Genomic DNA, 19,609 nt, shown 5'->3' with positions numbered 1-19,609 from the left:
TTAGTTACCATGAGATATCCTACTTTCATAGTAGTTGGGGCGCATAAAGCGGCAACAACCTCTATTCATAATTATCTTAAGCAGCATCCTGCCATATATTTAATACCCAATAAAGGCAGTGATCGTTTGAGTCGTAAACCTTACATAAATTCACTTGAAGATGCAGGAGAATATCTTGCTCAATTTGAAGGAGCTACAACTCAAAAAGCTTTGGGTGAGGTTTCCAGTGTTTATCTTCATGGTGATGGTGTGGCTGCCAGGATTCAAAATTTATTTCCTCATGTAAAGATTATTGCCGTATTGCGAAATCCCGCTGAAAGGGCTTATTCTCATATTTTATGGGCTAGGGGAGAATATTTCACACCACAACAAATAAAGGATTTTGATTCAGTTGTTTTATCGAAATTTTTTGAAAAAGAAACATTTCGCAAGCCGGGTTTGTATTATCAAAACCTAAAAAAATATTTTGATTTGTTTGATCGAGCAAAAATACAAATTTTGTTATATGATGATATAGTCCATAAAAAACAAGTATTTTTCAAAGAACTACTTACTTTTATTGGTGTAGATTCAAATTTTGAGTTTGATTTTAAACAACGCTATCATAAAGGCAACCTAAAAATAGATGACTCTTCTAGAAAACTTTTGCAAATTGTCAACTCTCGAAATAATATAAAAAATTTTTTTAAACCTATTTTTAAACCACTTTTACCCCAAATAAAAACGTTTCTAGAAAAAAGTCAGGAAAAACCGCTACCACCTTTATCAGAACGTATCAGGACAGAAATACTCGATTTTTACCATGATGATATCATTCAATTACAGGAACTTACTGGGTTAAATTGTTCCCATTGGTTAAACGGTAAACCCACTTAAAAATGAATAGCACAGAAATAATATCAAGTCCGGTGAATTGTCCATAATATAGCAATCTAGGAATATATTCAATATTTATCTATTCCTTGACTTGATTGGGCATAGATAACCAATTAGATAAATCCCTTTCAAGTAAATCTTGAAGCTTAAGGATATCATCTTTATAAATTTCAATTAGTTTCCTTTTTGCTTCTGGAGAAAGCTTAGCTTTGTAAGTATTCTTCTTAATCAGTCCTGCTCTAATTTTTTGCCGAAGCTGTAGTGGCATAGCTAATTTCAGAACAGCCGCAACAGAACTCCTTAGTAAATTAGGTTTGGTTAATAGTTGATTTAAAGATTGATTTTTAGGTAGTCCACCCTTTCTTCCTTTTTTACTCATGTCTGGAATAAAGTTATCATCTACTTCAATAAAATTAAACAAATCTTGCATAAACGCAATAGGATTTTGGCATAAATCATCGTACAATAAAATTTTAATAGACTGACGATTAAATCTTGTAAAATAAGAAATAATTTCCGAAAAATAAAATCCTCGTTTTACATATTTGTTATCTTCCGAAATAACTTGTTCAAAACTTCTCTTTTCAATTCCCTGACGAACATGCATTTGATAACCAGAAAATGCTCGTTCTGCTGGATCTCGCAATATAGCAAGAATTTTAACTGTCGGTATGTGCTGGTAAATCAACTGGGCTGATTCAGGATAGGCATAGTAGTTTGTAGAGATTTCCCCCGTTACACTACCTTTGGGTGCATCTTGAAACAAGGAACAATAGTCTTCAACAGTAGTCACTGCTCCCCAAGGCTTGTGTTTTTCTCGCGTTTTTTCATTAATAAAAAAGAAGGTTTCTTTTTGGGGACACATGTAAATTTGGGGATGTTGAGCGAGATAGTTATGTAATGAAGTTGTACCACATTTACCCGCGCCAACAATGATAAAATCAGGGAATCTATTCATAATAGGATAAGAATCTAAAAATAGTTGATTGATCTACAAAATATAAGGTTAATCCTAATCAGCTAACTGAATTGATTTTTTTACTTTGACTGTGAGTGAGATTTAGAATTTTTTTCAATACGCTATCCTAATCACTATTTAGCTGTTAAGAACCAGCTTGCCACGCTGAATCGAAAAAGTCTCGCTCACACAGCATAGCATAGCGATAGCTGGATTTTACAGGGGCTGAGAGTTGGGTGTATTGATCCGTCAACCGCTCTAATTGCTGCGCTAACTGCTCAAACTCTGGATTACTATAGGTGCGAATCCAATCCGTATAGAGGTGTTCGGGAATGCCATTCTTGGCTAATTCTTGACCCAAAAACCCATACAGGCGCATACAGGGTGTCATCGCCACCGTAATTAAACCAATCTCACCTCCCCAAGCTGTTGCCAACAAGAAGTCAGTATAGCGGCGTGTCGCTATAGTCGGTTCAATCTGGTGCAAATTGACTCCCCAGGCTGTGGCATAATTCTGATGCAGGCGTAGTTCTTCGAGAACACCGCCAGCGAGATTATGAAACATGTTAAATCCATCCCAGTCAGGACATTTAGCGGCGGTTATACTATAAGCGCGAGCAAAGGCTGCTAAGAAAAAGGCATCTTGACCCACATAGTAGGCGAATTTCTGGCGCTCCAGTGTCCCTGTGGCGATACCTTGGACAAAAGGGTGCGCGAGACACTCCTGTGCTAAATCTTGATTGGATTGCCATAAATCGCTGCTAACTGTCATTGCGCTCGTTTATTGCCATGGACTCAGATGTTGTTCAGTAAAGGTGGGGAGTTGTAAGACTGAAGGGTTCGGTGTTTGATCCCATTCACCGTCTACTGATAAATACACGGAGAACGTAACCGCGATCGCTAGCAGTAGTCTTTCCAGCATAACCCACTCCTCTGATTGTCGCTCTTTTGACCTGTCAACTGCCAGTATCTTCTCACTATCGGTGATTTCAATTAAAGGGCGGGTGATGCAAACCGTTAATTTTTGGTGATGATAGTCTAAGCTTGAGGTGATAGGAGTCATAGATTCTAGAGCGTTGGGTTTAGTTATCACAGGCAATAGGCAACAAATTAAGGTAATAAATTGCCATCAAGTCTAATGGTGTAGCTAAGTTTAGCCAGATTAAAGATAGTATTATCCAATAACCCTCACAAAGCCGTCACACTTCAAACGTCATGCCATGACATTTAAAGTTTTTCCCCCTCTCATCTTGTTTGCGTCTCTCTGGCTAAATCCCTCAGCGCAAGCGTTCAATCCAGTACACCTAGAACAATTGCGACAAACAGGTAGCTGTGTCGAGTGTGATTTAAGCGGGGTACAATTGGCAGATGCTCTCTTGAGCAATACGAATTTGAGAGGCGCTAATCTGGCTGGCGCTAATCTTATCCGTGCCGATTTAAGACGTGCCAATCTGGAGTATGCCAACCTGAGTGGTGCGAGTCTGGTTGCTGCGAATCTTACGGATGCGAAGTTAACTGGCGCTAATCTGATTGTGGCAGCATTAATCGGTGCAAATCTAACTCGTGCTAATCTGGCTGGCGCTGGATTAAATTTGGCGAAGTTAGCAAGTACTAATCTAGTTGGTGCAAATTTAAGCCTTGCTAAACTAAGGGCGGCGGATTTAAGCAATGCGAATTTGACGGCGGCTGATTTGAGGGGAGCGGATTTGAGAGGAGCAGATTTGGATAATACGATTCTGGTTAACGCTAAACTTAGTTATGCCATTATGCCAGATGGCATTTTATTACCTTAATTTGTTGATTGTTGATTGTTGATTGTTGATTGTTGATTGTTGATTGTTCTACTGTTCCCTGTTCCTACTTCAAATGTCTAACTATTTATCAAATTTACGATGTTTTCTATATAGTGGGATCATTGTCGTTGGGGTCTGGTCTTATAGCTTTGTTGCTAACGCCTCAGAATCCGTTGTTTTAAAATACCGTTTTTTGCGAGAGACGGTATCGGTTCCTGAACTCTCGACGTTTGCCCAAACTGGTGAGTTATCGAGTTCTCTACGAGCTTATCTGGATATGGCTGGGAAGCAACCTGAAGAACTGCGAACGACGTTAACCCAACCCATTGCAGTCAATGGGATTATGCTGTCTCGGATTCTTAATACTCCTGTGGGAGACGTGATGCTGGATCAAGCGAGTGAGGTGATTCATACTCCAACTAACCGGGCAAATCGCCAGTCGTTGCGATCTGCCTTAGTTCTGTCGGCGCTCAATGATAATCAAATTACCTTGATTGAAGTCCTAGAAAACTACCCAACCGCCGATGTTCATGTTGAAGGCGATCGCCTGACGGACATCCTGCGACAGATTACCCGCCTGAGTCAGGGTTTGCCTCAGATTGGCATTTAATATGCCAGAGTTTCTAGAGTATCCCGTAAATACCGACGCACCCGATATTCTAAACTGCGATCCTGAAGGTGGTGGGCGGCGGGATGCTCAATCTGCCAGCGTTGGAATCCAGAACTGGCGGCGATCGCTTCTTTGAGATTGTCCCAAACTGGACTATCGGGGGAAATTTGATTGGATTCGGATACAGTTGTGCTTTTCATAAACCTTTATCGTGATCTAAACAGAATGAGTCCGTAGCAATTCTTAAATGTTGTTTGTATTTTTTAACCTTATTTTCAGAATAACGAAGCTGCGTTGTTTAAATTGTTACATTTGCAACAACTGATCGGTTCATGAATCCACTTGTTCAGGGGACGATTCGCCCACGGATGACTCTGGTGCGATCGCAGGTAAAATTTGTTTGACCCGAAACCCAGGTACGGTAAACTTTTCCGGTATTTTTTCCACGGGATAAGGTTGAGTCCCTGCCCATTCTGCCTCACTCGTAAACAGAACTTGTACCACACTTAGAGGCACTTGTAAAAATAAGTGGCTTGCCAGAAACCCTAATCCTGCCACAACCAATCCAACCACATGCCATGACACAGTCCAGGGAACAACTCCTGCGGCTAGGGGCGCGATGCTATAAATTTGCCATAGTACCCATACCATAAACCCGGCTGCCCCAATCGTCAGCAGGGGGTTGGTTTTTCGGTCAAATAAGCTCAACAGTCGCCGCTGGGCTTCCGTGAGGCGATCGGGTTTCAGAGCAACGATGAGTAGACTAAAAATATCAAAGGGGCGGGTCAATTGCATCCACAAAACTGGAGCGATGCCGATAACTGCCACAATCAGAAGTTCTAACCAGACAGGCAACAGGGGTTCACCCGTTGCCAGCCCTAGGGCGACAACCTCTAACGTAAGAGGCAGTGCTGCTAAACCCGCCAAATGTATCCACAAGAACGGTTCAGACCAAAAAGAGCGCATTGGGTAGTCCTTTGTCTTGTGTGATTAGTCCTTAGTCATTAACCAAGGACTAATCACATATCACTTAAGTCGCTGATAGAGTCCGGCGCTTGCTCACCATCTTGTAGGTTTCGATGATGTCACCTTCCGACCAATCATTGAATCGATCAACGCCAATACCGCATTCAAATCCAGCATTGACCTCTTTAACATCATCCTTCATCCGCTTCAGCGAATCAAGCACGCCTTCGTAGATCAGTTGACCCCGACGTTGTACTCGGATCTTGCAGTTCCGCACGGCTTTGCCCGACTGGACGTAGCAACCTGCCACCGCACCGCGACCAACGGGGAACACCGCCCGAACTTCCACTTGACCCAAGGGTTCTTCCACCAATTCTGGCTCCAGTAACCCTTCCATCGCTGCTTGAATGTCATCCAAGAGGTTGTAGATGATGTTGTATTCGCGCACATCCACACTCTCTTGTTCCGCCGCCGAGCGAGCGCCGTGAGCCAACGTGGTATTAAAGCCAATGATGACTGCGCCACTAGCCGCCGCTAAGTCAACATCAGTTTCGGTGACTTCTCCAGCCGTCGCTAATAGGACTCGGATTTGGACTTCATTTTGGGGTAACTGCTTGAGTGAACCCAGAATGGCTTCGACGGAGCCTTGTACGTCTGCCTTCAGGATCAAGTTGAGTTCCTTGAGTTCTCCTTCTTGAGCTTTGGCAGACAGGCTATTCAGGCTGACTCGGCGAGAGGACATCACCTGTTGCAAGCGAGACTCGCGTTGTTCTGCGCTCCTTTCATCCGCCACAGCACGAGCTTCTTTTTCTTGGGCAAAGACCTCAAACTCATCCCCAGCCGCTGGCACATCACTTAACCCTAAGACCTCTACGGCAAAGGAGGGAGCTGCTTCCTCGACTCGTTTGCCTCGGTCATCAATCATCGCTCGTATTTTACCGAAGACCGATCCCGCCACTAGGGTATCACCGACCCGCAACGTGCCATTTTGTACCAACAATGTGGCAACTGGACCTCTGGATTTATCCAGATTGGCTTCAATGACCGTCCCTTTGGCTAATCGGGCGGGGTTAGCCGAGAGTTCTTCAATGTCAGAAACCAGCAGGATCATTTCCAGGAGCGTATCCAAGTTTTCTTTTTGGATAGCACTCACGGGTACCATGATTGTTTCACCGCCCCATTCTTCTGGAACTAATCCATGTTCCATTAACTCCTGCTTCACCCGGTCAGGTTGTGCCCCTTCCTTGTCGATTTTGTTAACGGCAACCACAATCGGCACTTCAGCCGCTTTGGCATGGCTGATCGCTTCACGGGTTTGGGGTTGCACCCCGTCATCGGCGGCGACGACCAAAATGGCAATATCGGTTACTCGCGCTCCTCGCGCCCGCATTGCGGTAAAGGCTTCGTGACCGGGAGTATCAAGAAAGACCACCTGTTGGAGTTGACCTTCATGCTCCACATCGACATGGTAAGCACCAATATGTTGAGTAATTCCCCCGGCTTCCCCTTGTGCCACTTTGGTTTCACGAATCGCATCGAGCAGTGTGGTTTTACCGTGATCGACGTGACCCATGATCGTGACCACGGGTGGACGATGAACCAAGTATTCCAAGTCTGCCGCATCCAGCATTTCGGTTTTAGCGGCTTCTGATTCGGCTTCTTCTGTCTGCACCTCAACGCCAAGTTCTTCAGCCACCATTTGAGCGGTGGGCAGATCCAGGGTTTGGGTGATATTCACTGCCAATCCCTTGAAGAATAGCTGCTTAATCACTTCCGTTTCGGCAAGGTTCAGCTTATTCGCCAGTTCTCGAACCGTTAGCGAATCACTTAAGACAATTTGCTCAGGGCGTTCAGCGGCTTCTTGCTTTTCACGACGGCGATCGCGACTTTCTGGTTTACCGCCCGTTTTAACTTCTGGCTTTTTCCTGACCTGATTGGCTGCGCTTGGTGGGGGCGTCTGTGCGGTTTGAGATTTAGGTTTAGGAGGACGAGCCACCGACATACTGATGGCTACAGGAGTGTCAGTTTTTTGGTAGTCACTATCAAACTCTTCCTCATCATCTTCGATCAGTTTCGGTCTCCGCTTGAGCTTCGCCGATTTTCCGGCTTTAGATCCTTGCTGCTCTTCTTCCTCATCAATCCATTCCCGTTTCTTCGACTGACGTGGCGGTGTGGGTCGTTTGACTTTAGGCGCTTTGAGTTCAGGCGGTTCCAGAAGGGTTTCTGTCTCTTCTTCGACCTCGTCCTGCTTCTGTTCCTGAGTCCCTGAGTCGATAGCTGCCACTTCTGGACTCTCAGCCGGACGAGTCGGTCGGGAGCGTTTGGGGGGAGCTTGCAGCTTAGGAACAGGCTGAGCTGGCGGTTTAGGACGCGCTGGAGCGGGAGCTTGCTCCGGAGTTGGCGGTTCAGGAGGACTCGTTTCCGGAACACTCGTCGATTCAGGCGGCTGAGTTTTCTCAGCCGGCTTTGAGGGGGTCTCATCTGATCGCTCGCGCTTCAATTTCGGTCGTTCGACCTGGGTAGGTTGACTGGGTTTCGGTGACTTGGGTCGAACGGGGGGTTGGATAAGTTTGGGTTTAGATTCCACTTCAGCTGTAGTCTCTTTCTCCTGTGATCCTGTTGATGGAGTTGGAGTTGGTTCTTCTAGTTTTGATTCAGAATCGTCCTCCTGCAAATTCGCCGGTGTCGTTGGTCGATTAAGCTGGGCAGGTGGACGCGGTGGATTTACAGTCGGCTTGACGGGGGGTTGAGCAGACTTTGACCCAGGTGCTGATCCCTGGGACGAGCTAGAACTGGAACGAGGCTTAGGCTTAACGCTCAGAATTTGCTGTTTGCGCTGATTGTTAGAATGTCCATCTTTATGGTTAGCAGAGGCTGAGGTCGCTTGATCACGCCCTTTGAGGCTAGTGATCCCCTCTGAATATTTTTCTGCCGCCGCTCTGATTCGCTCAGCTTCAGATTCTGTAATCGTGCTACTGTGACTTTTGACTGCTATATGAAGTCCTTCGCAAATATTCAAAATGTCCTTGTTGTCCAAATTCAATTCCCGTGATAGTTCGTAAATTCTGACTTTGCCGTTGTTCATCCACTATTCCCCCGTCGTACATATTGTTACACCATAACTAAATGATTGAAAGCGTGCTTGGTCATTGATTTTCGTGCCGGATTGGCTTGAATCAATAGGATGTTGTTTGAAGTCCCCCAACCTGCTTCGCTTTTGTTTGGGCTTCTAGCATCCCCACATCAGCTAAAACAGTGACGGTCTTATTCGTCTTGGCTTACGCCGAGCTTACGCGAACGGGATTTCCCGTTTCATCCGCCGATGCCACGTTGGGTACTTTCTCGCCCGAAAGTCCAGAACTTAATCTGGTGATGCTCTTACAAAGGCGTCCACAGGCGGTAATCTTTTACTCGATCCGCTTGGTTAGAGCGGATTGCGGTTAGAGTTCTAACCAATGCTTCTAACTTATCATTTTTTTCTGGCTATCCTAGCGATTGCTTCGGTTCATTGAGAACCTTGCTGGAGTTTTTGGCATGGGTTGGATCTAATCGCTGCGGCGTTAGATGCTCCCAGGACAAGGTTCTAAACGTTGCCATAGTCGTTGATAAATTTCCTCGGGAACCGATGCTCTGAGCGATCGCCCTAATCGATTTTTCTTCTGAGCGGCGGCTAGACAACTCGCTTGAGGACAGATATAAGCCGAACGTCCCATGCCCTGATCTAATTGTACCTGTCGCGATGGATGGACTCGCACAACTCGCCAGAATGCTGATTTGGGTGCCACCCGGCGACAACTTAGGCAACGTCGGTAATTAGGTTCCATAAGATTCAGACTAAATCGGGTCACTTACCCCCGTTTGGGTTGAGATTAGCCAGAGGACAGAAGGGGTAGGAAGAACCCTACCACCTGGTTTGGCTCCTCCTACGATTAGGACAAAATATCCTCCTCTTGTTCTTCAGAAGCTAATTCTTCATCATCCTCGGCAAATTCATCCTCAGCAAATTCATCCTCGTCCTCAACAAAGTCTTCCTCGTCCTCGGCTAAGTCTTCCTCATCCTCAGCTAAGGGTTGAGCAGGCGTCTCCTTTGCCTCTAAATGAGCAGGTGAGGGAGTTTCTGTTTCGAGCGGTTCCTCATCTTCTTCTTCATCGGCAAGTTCGGCTTCCCTCTGGGCGATCGCGGCTTGTAACTCCTGCATTTTCTGGTGTTCAGCTTCGTAGTCGTACTTGGCGATATCTTTAATATCAATCTTCCAACCCGTAAGACGAGCCGCTAGGCGAACATTCTGTCCCTCTTTGCCAATGGCTAAACTGAGTTGATCTTCAGCGACCAAAATGTGAGCCTGACGCCCTTCTGGATTCACCAATAAGACTTCCTCGACTCGGGCGGGACTCAGAGCATTCGCTATATAGGTGGCGGGATCAGGCGACCAACGAATCACATCGATTTTTTCGCCGCGCAATTCATTAACAACCACTTGAATGCGTGATCCCCTAGCACCGATACAAGCTCCAACGGGATCAACATCTCGTTCCAAGGTATCCACAGCAATTTTAGTTCGAGGTCCGACATGACGCGACGGTGGATTCGCTTCTCGCGCTACCGCCACGATTCGCACGACTTCATCTTCGATTTCTGGGACTTCATTGGCAAACAGATAGACCACTAAACCAGCCGAAGCTCGCGAAACCACAAGCTGGGGTCCACGGTGAGGACCTTCACGCACTTTTTTGAGAAAAACCTTAAAGGTACTGCCAATGCGATAAGTATCGTTAGGTAATTGTTCGCGCTTGGGCAGTTCGGCTTCCACTTCCGGCTGACCAAAGCCACTGCTAATCGCCATGATCACCGATTGCCGTTCAAATCGCAGCACCCTGGCTTGGAGAACGGTTCCTTCTAACTCTTCAAACTCTTCTTGGATCAACTTACGCTGTTGATCCCGGAGTTTTTGGGAGAGTACCTGCTTGGTTTGAATAGCTGCCATTCGACCAAAATCACGTTGATCGGGGGTAACATCCAGAACCACCGAGTCCCCTAATTGCGCTTCTGAAGCCACCTCTTGAACTTCCTTGAGGGAAATATGATGATCGGTGTTGCCAACTTCCTCAACAATGGTTTTGGTACAAAGAATGCGGAATCCTTCTTCTTCGATATCTAAATCGACCTCAAAGTTGTTAAAATACTCATCATCAAAATGAGGTCGCTCCATACGTTGCGCTCGACGATAGCGCTCGTAGCCTTTGATCAGTGCTTCTCTCAGTGCCTGTTGAACGGCTGATTTCGGTAAATTATGGCTTTGAGAGATCTCTTCGATCATCTTTTTTAATCCAGGCAGATTAACGATAGACATAGGCAAATCTCCATAAACTGTTTATTGTAGGTCGTGAACACCAGAACCAATGCTCAATGACTAAATTCCAAAGGATCTAAACGGGTTTAACCCTGCTCATCGAACTGTACTTTAGTCACTTGATCGCGAGGAATGGCGATCGCCCGTCCTTTTTGGTTGATATATACACGGGTATCATCCCGGCGAATTAATTTCCCTCGCCATTCTTTATGTCCTTGGTCAGGTTCAGTCGTGTTAACCACCACGGGAAATCCTTTAAATGCGACGAAGTCTCGGTCTGTCGTTAGCTCTTGCGAGATCCCAGGACTAGAAATTTCCAAAACATAGGCGTCAGGAATCAGATCCACGGCATCTAATTCAGCTTCTAAAGCCCGACTCATGCGTTCACAGTCATCTAAACCCGTATCGCCGTCGCGGTTGCGGATATCTACCCGAAGTACAGGGGGACGTCTGTTCGTGTGAAACACCGCCCCAACGAACTCCAATCCCAATTTTTCGGCTACTGGGGTTGCCAAATCAATTAGTTGTGGAATCAGGGGATGAGTCATAGAAAAACTTCAACAAAAAAAAGTGGGTTCAACCCACCACCATCTAAAATCTATGCCAAGAAGCCTAGCAATAATTGACACAATCTCCACCGTATGCTCTGTTATAAAAACTTGAGCTTCTCACCGAGTTGAACCCTCAAGGGAACACTCGATCAAAGCTGAACGGTACAGCTACTTCCCCCTCGACCCCCACTTGATGGGTGTCCTTGAGGAATACTTGAGGGTGATATCGAGTACCAAATAGGATGACACACTTGAGGGTGTTCGTTGGATATAGTCGATCTCTCCTCTGCTATGTTTGAGTTTAACGCAATCTTGGCTCATTGTGCGATCGGGTCGCCAACCGAGGTGTTGACCTTTCGGCTTCGCTCAGGGTTAGCTTCCCCCATCTCCTCATCAATTAAGTAGCGAGCAAGATGCTCGCACTATAAGCTGTTATGCATTTAAGGAATGGGTAGCGAGCAAGATGCTCACACTACAAGGATGGCGTCATTATTGACATTAAGGTTTAAATGCCAAACAGCTTACACCTGTCGCTTTTGCCGAATTGCCCGGGTTTGGTCAAGAATGTCCTCTAAGTCCTCTTGGGACAAACGCTCAACGTAATTGACTTTGACTTCCTCTAAGAAAGCATTGAGCAAGTATTGAATTTCATCTAAGGTTTTCTGGGTCTGCATCTGAGAGCCATAAGCTTCGCCCAGATGACGAATTAACCGTTGCAGAATTTGATCCCCAACTGGATCATCTGCGATCGCGGCATCTAGTCCATTGTAGAGCGCTTGGGTAATTTGGTGTACCAGTCGTTCGGTTAACTGATTGCGAATTGTTTCTACACCGGGTACTCTCTCTAGTCCCTGATAGGCTTGAGACTGATTCAAAATTTTGTCCACGTTATGCCGTAGCAAGTCTTCTACATCGGAACGGATGGCGGGAAGCACTTGATTAACCGTCATCTGCACCATAATCTTAGTCAGTGCTGCGACTTCGTCGGTTTCGTTGAGATCGATGTAGGGGCGAACTTCCCGTTGCTGAAGCAAATTCGCGATCTCTCCTTGGCGAATGGAATATTGAAGTTCGTTAATAATCTGAATTACCACAACTTGGGTCATGTCGCCAGCGATTTCAGCCACAAATCCTTGACGCACTTGTTTCTGAATTGCACTCATATCGATCAACTTCGCCTGATCCAACCGAATCGTCACTGGGATAATCCGCAGCCAGCGCCAGAGGGGAATCAACAAAAAGATGTCATACCAACGCCATAACATTGCATCGAGCCAACTGACCCCAGTGCGGTGGCGACTGATCAACCAAGTACGACCCAAGAAATCTGTTAAAAAGATTAGGAAAAACGGGAAATCAACGAGTCCAAAATAATCAACAAAATCACCTGTTTCTCCAATGGGACGGTAGTAGTTAGCTTCAATTAAAGGACGAATCTCCTCGTTGAAAAATTCGAGTTCATTCTCTGGGTCTTTAGCGGTTAAGTTTTCTTGGCTCCAAAATTCTCTAAAGGCTTCTTTGGCAGAATCCTCGTCATTGACAATATGCTCCCGCATCTTATTTTTTATTTTTTCCAAATCTCCCGTTTTATCGGCAAGTTGGAATGGGTTTGTCTCAATCATGTCTACGCTACGTTGGCGCAGATCTTCTAAGAGTTGGATGACTTCAGGAGATTGTAAGCTCCTCAGTTTTGTTCTTAGGTTGGTTGCATCAATCTCCGCTTCCAATGCATTAACCTTATCCAAATATTGTTCGGTTTCTCGATAGGGTTGAATCCCTTTGATTGGGTCATACCACTGGGTAATCGGCGGTAGGGGAACCTCTAAGGGTAAACCGGGAAAACTCCATGGACCGATGTCAAAACTCAATAATTGGACTTCCCCATGTAGCCAAAAATCTCTTAGAGGTAGGTAGGTTAAGTCAAACAAAACCAATAGGTAATTTAGCGAAGCCACAAGTGCAACCGCTCGTTCCCACAAAAGGGCAAGACGAAATTTACGCTTACTTTTGCTTGGGGTCAGTCTTTGGATGGATGACATATTGTTTAGAACTAGACCAGCACCAAGTTTTGAATAACCCAACTTGGACTGATCAGAAGGGATTGATGTAAGTGCTGACTCGAACTATCCATCCTAGGAGGGATCAGGGTTTCTGTCAAACCCTGACTATGCGTGAGATTGGCGTTTTTGACTCGGCTTTTTTTGGGCTATGGAAAGACACGACCGGGATGAGTCATGGGGGCGCTGGGATTGTTGTAAATCTCCCATTCCTCAATCCCCCGATCGCGCAGAATGGTTTCGGCTTGCTGAATTTGCTCATCTGTTCCTTGAACCAACACCAAATAATCCCCATGAGACAGGCGATCGCTATATTTTTTGGCTTGCTCTTCGGGAACGCCTAAGTTCGCGAGTATACCGACTAAACCACCAGCAGCCGCACCAATGGCTCCTCCACCTAATGCAGATGCGATCACGGCGGCTTCGCCTCCAACAAATACCACCGGACCCACACCAGGAACCGCTACGGTGACTAACCCAACCAGTAATCCGGTTAATCCCCCCAAGACACCCCCAGCTACAGTTCCTGTGGTTGCATCTTTAGCTTTTTCATGACTCACCGGATCAGTAACTCTCACCCCAGACACCTGATCGGGATGTTCGGCGTCTTTGGCAATCACTGAAACGAGGTTCATGTCAAATCCAGCCGCTTTTAACCCATCGAGAGCCTTTTTTAAATTTTGCTCATAAGAAAAGACACCAATCGCTCGCTGATTTTGCGTTACAGGTGTTGGTTCTGTTGGTGGTGGAGTAACCGGAGTTACACCCGTCGGCGTTGCACCCAACGGTTCACCAAAGGGTCCTGTGTACGCCGCACCAAGGGGTGTAGGAGATCCCACCGGAGCCGCCGTTGGGTGAGTATAGCCGGGAGCAGGAGTATTCACCTCAGGACGGTTATAACTTCTCCACTCTTGAATTCCTTGAGGTTTCAGGATAGAAGCCGCACGGCTGATTTCCTCTGGTGTGCCATCCACCAGGATTAAATAATGTCCTTTTTCTAAGCGATCTTGGTAAAGTTTAGCTTCGGCTTCGGGAACTTCTAATCCAAGTAACGCCCCAAATAAGCCGCCAGCCGCGCTACCAACCGCCCCACCCAAGAGCGTATTTCCAATTACTGAAGCGGCTGCACCGCCGACTAAAATGGGTCCAACTCCAGGAAGGGCGATCGCACCCAATGTACCAATTAAACCGACGATCCCTCCTGTCACTCCCCCCGCCACTGCACCAGCCGCCGCACCTTCTCCGGCTTCATTTTCGGTATCGTCATGCACTTCAACCCCGGCAATTTGCTCCTCATCCCGGGCAATGACTGATACTTGGTTCATGGGAAAATTGGCATCTCTCAGATGTTTGAGAGCCTCTTCGGTGGCTTGTCGCGTCGGAAAGACCCCCACACCGCGTTGATATTGACCTAATGTCATAGTATCCGCCTCCATCTCTTTATAGGTTTTCACCCTGATACCCCTATTTCTACATTTTTATGGCAGATATTCATCAATCGGGGGAGATAAGTAGGTAGACATAAATTTTGTACACTGTACGAAGAAAGACGTAGCTGGCTTCTTGCTTGCGCGAGTAGGACGAATGACGAATGACCATGATCACGATTCGGGAACAGCAAGTAACCGATAGCGGATTTACGGCGATTCTCAGTTTTGATGGGCGGGTAAATTATCCGATCGCGATTACTGACCCCTTCACCCCGAAACAAGAACAGAGTCTGGAATGGTATTTTGAGGAATGGTTGGTGTTTCCCCAATTGGGAACCGCGTCCCCTGGCGGTGGATTGTATGATGCTGCGGAAGCATACCAAACCCGTTCCCATTGGGGCAAGTATGCCACCGTTTCCGGTGATTAATTTACTCTTGGTGACAGCACGACCGGATGAAGAGAAGGATGTCGGTTATCGTACCATTTCCCGTCCCTTAATTGAAGCGATTGAGACGGCAAAGTTACGGGTGAATGTGGAGTAATTGCGTCCGGCTACATACAAGTCGTTATCTGATAAGTTGGAGGAGAAAGTTTTTGGAGGGAGAAAGTCAGGGAAAGGCTGATCCGGTGGAGGCGTCGGAGTTGGCTGATTTGTTGACAGGAAAAGGGATTCCGGTTTGTATTTTAAATGCTTGTCAATCGGGGAAACAGATTTCTGCTTCTCTTACTCCTACTCCCCCCTTGTTAAACTTGAGCAGCTTCGTAGAGACGATGAAGCTGGGGGAGCAGAGGGAGCTGGGGGAGATATTAGCTGTTCCGTTATTTCTGCCTTCTTGCACGAGTATGACATAAGACATAAACAAATGACCATTTCAGGGAAATTGCGACTCATGGGTTCGGTTCTACGACCCCAGAGAGATGACGAGAGCCAGTATCCTCATAGATAGACATGTAGAATTGGCTGTTCATGGGGATAGATAGCGGTGCAAAAGTGGTTATTACCAAACATCAGCGAAGTTTTAGCTCAGAATACGCAGATTGGAGAGAACAATCCGGTCGAATCTCAGGTTGAATCGACAACGGTTGTCATGGATAAGGGACAGCGCAGTGCGGCGAGTCAGCGGATGAGAGACGAAAGGCGATCGCAAAGGGAATGGCAAAGTGCGATCGCGTCGCTGGAACAGTTACTCTTACAGGTTATTTGCCAACCGGATCAAGGTGACACCTCCACCTCCCTCAACGGGTTAGTTTTAGCCGGTCCTGCACCTGTTTTAAGTCACCCGGATTTGCTGTCTCATTTCCAAGCTGGGGTGTTTACCACTGAAACCGTAAACCCCTGGAGTTTTATGCCCTTTCAATTGCCTCCAGCTCAATCTGAACAGGAGCAAGGTACGGTTAATACGACCTATGAACTCCGTTTATTTCCGGCTGACTCCCTCACTGAGGAACAGTTTTGCTTAGTCTTTACCCGTGGCTTTAGTTTAGTTATGGCGGCGGGAGACGATCCAAATGGTGTACCTGGATTTCGCTTCTCCTTTGATCCAGAGGACGTGCAAAAAGCTTGGGCGTCTCTTTATCCGCGATTATTATTAGCCAATCCTCATCAACTGAGTTATTTAGATACATTAGTTAAGCAGTTTTCCCCTCAGTCCCCAGATTATCGAATTGTCATGGAATTTGGGCGTCAGTTGCTACAAAACATGCCCAAATCTTCCCCCGAACCCCAGAATGAAACCATAGCGGTCACTCCGATTAATTCAGTTACTCAAGCCTCTAAAGACTCATCTTACACGGAGACAATTGAAGACCGAGAGTGGCAACCCTTGGCTAAATCCGAAACCCGTGTCAATAATCGAGTTTCCCATCTTCGTGAAGCCACTCCCGATGTGGAACTATTGCAAGCCTTAACTCATGAAATCCGCACGCCGCTGACGACGATTCGCACCTTAACTAAATTATTATTAAAACGTCGGGATTTAGCGCCAGAAGTAATTCGGCGTCTGGAAATTATCGATCATGAATGTACTGAACAGATTAACCGCATGGAGTTAATTTTTAGAGCCGTTGAATTAGAAACCAAAGCGGTTAAAGAAGCCCCGGTTAATCTCACATCAATGTCATTGGCTCAAATTTTCCAAAATAGTATTCCCCACTGGCAAAAGCAGGCACAGCGGCGTAATGTCAGCTTGGATGTCGTATTACCGCAAAATCTGCCCACCGTGGTGAGTAATCCGGCAATGTTAGATCAGGTGTTGACGGGTTTAGTGGAGAATTTTACCCGCACGTTACCCGCAGGCGGTCACATTCAGGTGCAGGTCACACCCGCCGGAGATCAGTTAAAATTGCAATTTCAGTCTCAACCTAATCCAGACAATTCCGGGAATTTGGATAAGTTCGGACAGTCAACCTGCCAAACGTTAAAGTCAATTGGTCAGTTATTAATGTTTCAGCCAGAAACAGGCAGTCTGAGTTTGAATTTGAATGTAACTAAGCATTTGTTCCAAGCCTTAGGCGGTAAACTAATTGTGCGTCAGCGACCACAAGCTGGGGAAGTGATGACAATCTTTTTACCTTTGGAAGTTAGGAATAGTAGCAGTAATCAAGAGGGAATATTGGTATAATGTTGCAGGTTGAGTCCTGGGAACGAAACCCAACGATCTCAACGGGTGACAAGACAGCTAAAAAAAAGACAGGGTGTAGAGTGTGGGGTATGGGGTGTGGGGAAATTCACCAGGTTTATTTCCATAGGAAATATTAACGGGATAGGATGTCACAATTTTCCCATGAATTCCCTTGATTTAGAAAATGCACTCCAGCGCTATACCGACGCGCTGACGAAGCTGGAAGCATTGACGGTGACGAAAAGAAAGCGGAACAAGGAAATTCAAATATCATTCAAAAGTAAGCCAAATTATTCCCAAATTATCTCCCAATTATTCCCAAATTGTAGGGTGCGTTAGCGCAGCGTAACGCACCATTATTTTGTCGGGTAGCACAGACGTTTACCCCGCTTGTTAGTCAGGCATGGCGCGTGATACCAAGCGTTCTAATACCAAATCCGGGTTAGCTATCCCCCTTTATAAACCAGTCCGCGCAGGCGGACTTTGTTTGTGTAGCAGCGATTTCAATCGCCTCCTCAAAAAGGGGTAATAAAGGCTATCTTTTCGGTAGTCTGTACAAAGCGTGCCTCCCGTGCTAAAGCACTGACTACAAACCATTATTTCCTTCTGGGTGATGATCAACTACCAAATACCTCAACCCCTAATTTTGTGGGAAAATTCAATAGGTATTCTGCTAAATTCAGGGACGCATCAATTCTAGCGACAGGAAACCAAAGCTATTCAAGTTCCCTCCTTCCTCCCTGTTCCCTGTTCCCTGTTCCCTCTCCCCACCACAAAACATATTCAGCAGACCCTACTTAGTTAAGCCCGCCCCAACAACCTGTCTCATTGATCATCACCAACAACAGGCAATAATACTTTAAACGTCGATCCTTTCCCCACTTGACTGGTCACCGAAATCGACCCGCCACAACGTAATAACAATTGCTGCACAATGGTCAATCCCAAACCCGCTCCCATTTCTTCCCCAGGAATGGGGCGTCCTCGATAAAAACTATCAAAAATTTTGGGAATTTCACTGGCTGCAATTCCGTTTCCTGTATCAGTAAATGCCAACTGAACATATTCCCCCTGAAGACTTCCCAGTACCCTCACCTGACCTCCGGCGGGAGTAAATTTGAGACTGTTGTGCAGTAAATTAATCGCGATTTGCCGTAACCAGGTTTCTAAACAGGAAACCCTCGGTAGATCAGCCGGGATCGTATAACCGACTTGAATTCCTTTCTCTTGAGCCAACGGTTGATAGGTACTCACCACACCGGGAATAATTTCTGCCAATTCCACGACAGATTTGACTCCCGCTTGAGGTTCGTCGGCTGCAACGAGATCTAACAATCCCACAATTAATGAATTTTGCCGATCGCATTCACCATTGAGTAGCTGTAGGTAACGTTGGCGTTGGGCGGGTTTGAGTTGCGGCGACTCTAAGAGACTCAGCGCCGTTTTCATATTCGTTAATGGGGTTTTCAGTTCCTGCGCCACTCGCCGCAAGAGTTCGTCTTTATGGCTAAGGTGATGGGTTAATTGAGTGATAGCGCTATCTTGTCCCGGTTCAGTCATTGTTCCTGAGTGTAAAATTTCCCCTGTCCGCTGTAGTTGTTTGACCAACACCTGGGTGATTAATGTCTTCTCATCTGTCGCTTGAACCAAGGGAAATCGCTTGTCCCCGCCAGCAAGTAACTCATCGGGCGTACTATCTGCGATCGCAATACTTCCTCTGAGTCCCTGCAAAACCCGATAGATCACTCGTCGTTCAAAGGTACAAATCGCTAGCCATGATTGAGGCTGATTTCCAGGATTTTCCCCCTCAAGTAGCTGATATGCCACAATCAAACTGGTCAATTGGTCAGACAGAACTAATAAAAACGACTCCCGTTTAAGCTGGCTTCCGGCGGCTAGCTGAAGGGGGAACAGTGGAGCATCCGGGTTAACGGCTGAGTTATCCTGAATCGCGATCGCATCAGCGGTTTCATCAACACAGTTACACCAATAGAGGGTTTGCGGAATACTCCTCTGTTGTCGATACCGCAACAATTCTTCCCGCCACCCGGCGACGGATGGGGACTTCACCCAGATTGTGGCGGGGATTTTTTCTTCCATCAGGACATCAACCATGGCTCCAACCAAGGTTTTGAGTCCCACTGGACTGATTGAGAGGGACTGAGGCGTTGTCAAATTATCCAGGGCTAGCTGGTAAACAGACAAATCCGGTGTCGGTGGTGGGTTCATTAGGTTGCTGGGGTGCTGGGGAGTTATCAGTTATCAGTTATCAGGGGTTGTAGAGAAGTTCCGATAAAACATCTTTTGTAGGGGCGGGTTTTACTACTAACATTTCGTTGTCACCCTAATGTAACTAAACCCGCCCTGACTTAACCGTTCAATTATCGCAAATGAC

At 46.3% G+C, this 19,609-nt stretch carries 19 protein-coding genes; 7 read left to right on the top strand and 12 right to left on the bottom strand.

Going from position 1 to position 19,609, the window contains the following annotated elements; translation table 11 throughout:
• The first annotated feature begins 9 nt into the window (after nt 1-9).
• A complete protein-coding gene (locus tag RIE73_RS20620) occupies nt 10-876 on the top strand; it encodes a sulfotransferase domain-containing protein (protein ID WP_446402959.1) in 867 nt (288 codons plus the stop codon).
• Between the two features lie 79 nt (nt 877-955).
• On the opposite strand, the gene RIE73_RS20615 is transcribed toward RIE73_RS20620, so the two are convergent.
• The 3 genes from RIE73_RS20615 to RIE73_RS20605 all read right to left on the bottom strand — a co-directional run bounded on the left by RIE73_RS20615 (nt 956) and on the right by RIE73_RS20605 (nt 2,897).
• Nucleotides 956-1,834: a sulfotransferase family protein gene (locus RIE73_RS20615; protein WP_446402958.1), complete on the bottom strand. Its 879-nt coding sequence runs from the start codon at nt 1,832-1,834 to the stop codon at nt 956-958.
• Nucleotides 1,835-1,979: 145 nt separating this feature from the next.
• Nucleotides 1,980-2,606, bottom strand: coding sequence for a TenA family protein (locus RIE73_RS20610; protein WP_446402957.1), 627 nt, complete (start codon nt 2,604-2,606; stop codon nt 1,980-1,982).
• A 9-nt stretch (nt 2,607-2,615) separates the two neighbouring features.
• Nucleotides 2,616-2,897 (bottom strand): hypothetical protein, encoded by a 282-nt coding sequence (locus tag RIE73_RS20605; RefSeq protein ID WP_446402956.1) that lies wholly within the window; start codon nt 2,895-2,897, stop codon nt 2,616-2,618.
• Nucleotides 2,898-3,054: 157 nt separating this feature from the next.
• On the opposite strand from RIE73_RS20605, the gene RIE73_RS20600 reads away from it, so the two are divergent.
• A complete protein-coding gene (locus tag RIE73_RS20600; protein ID WP_446402955.1) occupies nt 3,055-3,627 on the top strand; it encodes a pentapeptide repeat-containing protein in 573 nt (190 codons plus the stop codon).
• Nucleotides 3,628-3,700: 73 nt separating this feature from the next.
• Nucleotides 3,701-4,237: an alpha/beta hydrolase gene (locus RIE73_RS20595; protein WP_446402954.1), complete on the top strand. Its 537-nt coding sequence runs from the start codon at nt 3,701-3,703 to the stop codon at nt 4,235-4,237.
• On the opposite strand, the gene RIE73_RS20590 is transcribed toward RIE73_RS20595, so the two are convergent.
• From RIE73_RS20590 to RIE73_RS20555, 8 genes are all read right to left on the bottom strand, one after another.
• Nucleotides 4,234-4,437, bottom strand: a complete 204-nt coding sequence (locus RIE73_RS20590) for a hypothetical protein (protein WP_446402953.1) — start codon at nt 4,435-4,437, stop codon at nt 4,234-4,236. The two genes, RIE73_RS20595 and RIE73_RS20590, sit on opposite strands and share 4 nt — an antisense overlap.
• A gap of 130 nt (nt 4,438-4,567) precedes the next feature.
• Nucleotides 4,568-5,203 carry a low-complexity tail membrane protein gene (locus RIE73_RS20585; RefSeq protein ID WP_446402952.1) on the bottom strand — a complete coding sequence of 212 codons (636 nt, stop codon included), beginning with the start codon at nt 5,201-5,203 and terminating at the stop codon, nt 4,568-4,570.
• Nucleotides 5,204-5,267: 64 nt separating this feature from the next.
• Nucleotides 5,268-8,288: a translation initiation factor IF-2 gene (gene infB, locus RIE73_RS20580; RefSeq protein ID WP_446402951.1), complete on the bottom strand. Its 3,021-nt coding sequence runs from the start codon at nt 8,286-8,288 to the stop codon at nt 5,268-5,270.
• 475 nt (nt 8,289-8,763) lie between these two features.
• On the bottom strand, nt 8,764-9,027 hold the full coding sequence (locus RIE73_RS20575) for a YlxR family protein (RefSeq protein WP_446402950.1): 264 nt from the start codon (nt 9,025-9,027) through the stop codon (nt 8,764-8,766).
• Between the two features lie 105 nt (nt 9,028-9,132).
• On the bottom strand, nt 9,133-10,554 hold the full coding sequence (gene nusA / locus RIE73_RS20570) for a transcription termination factor NusA (protein WP_446402949.1): 1,422 nt from the start codon (nt 10,552-10,554) through the stop codon (nt 9,133-9,135).
• Between the two features lie 86 nt (nt 10,555-10,640).
• Complete coding sequence (gene rimP / locus RIE73_RS20565) at nt 10,641-11,102, bottom strand: ribosome maturation factor RimP (protein ID WP_446402948.1); 462 nt, start codon at nt 11,100-11,102, stop codon at nt 10,641-10,643.
• Between the two features lie 524 nt (nt 11,103-11,626).
• Nucleotides 11,627-13,144, bottom strand: coding sequence for a hypothetical protein (locus RIE73_RS20560; protein WP_446402947.1), 1,518 nt, complete (start codon nt 13,142-13,144; stop codon nt 11,627-11,629).
• A gap of 167 nt (nt 13,145-13,311) precedes the next feature.
• Nucleotides 13,312-14,616: a general stress protein gene (locus RIE73_RS20555; protein WP_446402946.1), complete on the bottom strand. Its 1,305-nt coding sequence runs from the start codon at nt 14,614-14,616 to the stop codon at nt 13,312-13,314.
• A gap of 137 nt (nt 14,617-14,753) precedes the next feature.
• On the opposite strand from RIE73_RS20555, the gene RIE73_RS20550 reads away from it, so the two are divergent.
• The 4 genes from RIE73_RS20550 to RIE73_RS20535 all read left to right on the top strand — a co-directional run bounded on the left by RIE73_RS20550 (nt 14,754) and on the right by RIE73_RS20535 (nt 17,214).
• Complete coding sequence (locus RIE73_RS20550) at nt 14,754-15,020, top strand: hypothetical protein (protein ID WP_446402945.1); 267 nt, start codon at nt 14,754-14,756, stop codon at nt 15,018-15,020.
• Entirely contained in the window at nt 14,998-15,135 is a 138-nt protein-coding gene (locus tag RIE73_RS20545; RefSeq protein ID WP_446402944.1) for a hypothetical protein, read from the top strand. Before RIE73_RS20550 ends, RIE73_RS20545 begins: the two co-directional genes overlap by 23 nt.
• A gap of 52 nt (nt 15,136-15,187) precedes the next feature.
• Nucleotides 15,188-15,445, top strand: a complete 258-nt coding sequence (locus RIE73_RS20540) for a hypothetical protein (protein ID WP_446402943.1) — start codon at nt 15,188-15,190, stop codon at nt 15,443-15,445.
• 131 nt (nt 15,446-15,576) lie between these two features.
• The gene (locus RIE73_RS20535; protein ID WP_446402942.1) at nt 15,577-17,214 is read left to right on the top strand and encodes a sensor histidine kinase; all 1,638 of its coding nucleotides are present in this window, start codon (nt 15,577-15,579) and stop codon (nt 17,212-17,214) included.
• Between the two features lie 825 nt (nt 17,215-18,039).
• Here the strand turns inward: RIE73_RS20535 and RIE73_RS20530 are convergent.
• On the bottom strand, nt 18,040-19,443 hold the full coding sequence (locus RIE73_RS20530) for a DICT sensory domain-containing protein (RefSeq protein WP_446402941.1): 1,404 nt from the start codon (nt 19,441-19,443) through the stop codon (nt 18,040-18,042).
• Nucleotides 19,444-19,609 lie beyond the last annotated feature (166 nt).

It is taken from the genome of Coleofasciculus sp. C1-SOL-03, from assembly GCF_040220555.1.
Lineage (GTDB): Bacteria > Cyanobacteriota > Cyanobacteriia > Cyanobacteriales > Coleofasciculaceae > Coleofasciculus.
The sequence above is the reverse complement of the archived record's forward strand: the minus strand, read 5'-3'. Positions and strand labels throughout refer to the sequence as shown.

Bases quoted from the DNA above. Each gene is read 5' to 3' on its own strand.
- RIE73_RS20575 (WP_446402950.1), bottom strand. From the start codon at position 9,027: ATGGAACCTAATTACCGACGTTGCCTAAGTTGTCGCCGGGTGGCACCC.
- RIE73_RS20545 (WP_446402944.1), top strand. From the start codon at position 14,998: ATGCCACCGTTTCCGGTGATTAATTTACTCTTGGTGACAGCACGACCG.
- RIE73_RS20600 (WP_446402955.1), top strand. From the start codon at position 3,055: ATGACATTTAAAGTTTTTCCCCCTCTCATCTTGTTTGCGTCTCTCTGG.
- RIE73_RS20550 (WP_446402945.1), top strand. From the start codon at position 14,754: ATGACCATGATCACGATTCGGGAACAGCAAGTAACCGATAGCGGATTT.
- RIE73_RS20615 (WP_446402958.1), bottom strand. From the start codon at position 1,834: ATGAATAGATTCCCTGATTTTATCATTGTTGGCGCGGGTAAATGTGGT.
- RIE73_RS20610 (WP_446402957.1), bottom strand. From the start codon at position 2,606: ATGACAGTTAGCAGCGATTTATGGCAATCCAATCAAGATTTAGCACAG.
- nusA (WP_446402949.1), bottom strand. From the start codon at position 10,554: ATGTCTATCGTTAATCTGCCTGGATTAAAAAAGATGATCGAAGAGATC.
- RIE73_RS20620 (WP_446402959.1), top strand. From the start codon at position 10: ATGAGATATCCTACTTTCATAGTAGTTGGGGCGCATAAAGCGGCAACA.
- RIE73_RS20530 (WP_446402941.1), bottom strand. From the start codon at position 19,443: ATGAACCCACCACCGACACCGGATTTGTCTGTTTACCAGCTAGCCCTG.
- RIE73_RS20560 (WP_446402947.1), bottom strand. From the start codon at position 13,144: ATGTCATCCATCCAAAGACTGACCCCAAGCAAAAGTAAGCGTAAATTT.
- infB (WP_446402951.1), bottom strand. From the start codon at position 8,288: ATGAACAACGGCAAAGTCAGAATTTACGAACTATCACGGGAATTGAAT.
- RIE73_RS20605 (WP_446402956.1), bottom strand. From the start codon at position 2,897: ATGACTCCTATCACCTCAAGCTTAGACTATCATCACCAAAAATTAACG.
- rimP (WP_446402948.1), bottom strand. From the start codon at position 11,102: ATGACTCATCCCCTGATTCCACAACTAATTGATTTGGCAACCCCAGTA.
- RIE73_RS20590 (WP_446402953.1), bottom strand. From the start codon at position 4,437: ATGAAAAGCACAACTGTATCCGAATCCAATCAAATTTCCCCCGATAGT.
- RIE73_RS20585 (WP_446402952.1), bottom strand. From the start codon at position 5,203: ATGCGCTCTTTTTGGTCTGAACCGTTCTTGTGGATACATTTGGCGGGT.
- RIE73_RS20595 (WP_446402954.1), top strand. From the start codon at position 3,701: ATGTCTAACTATTTATCAAATTTACGATGTTTTCTATATAGTGGGATC.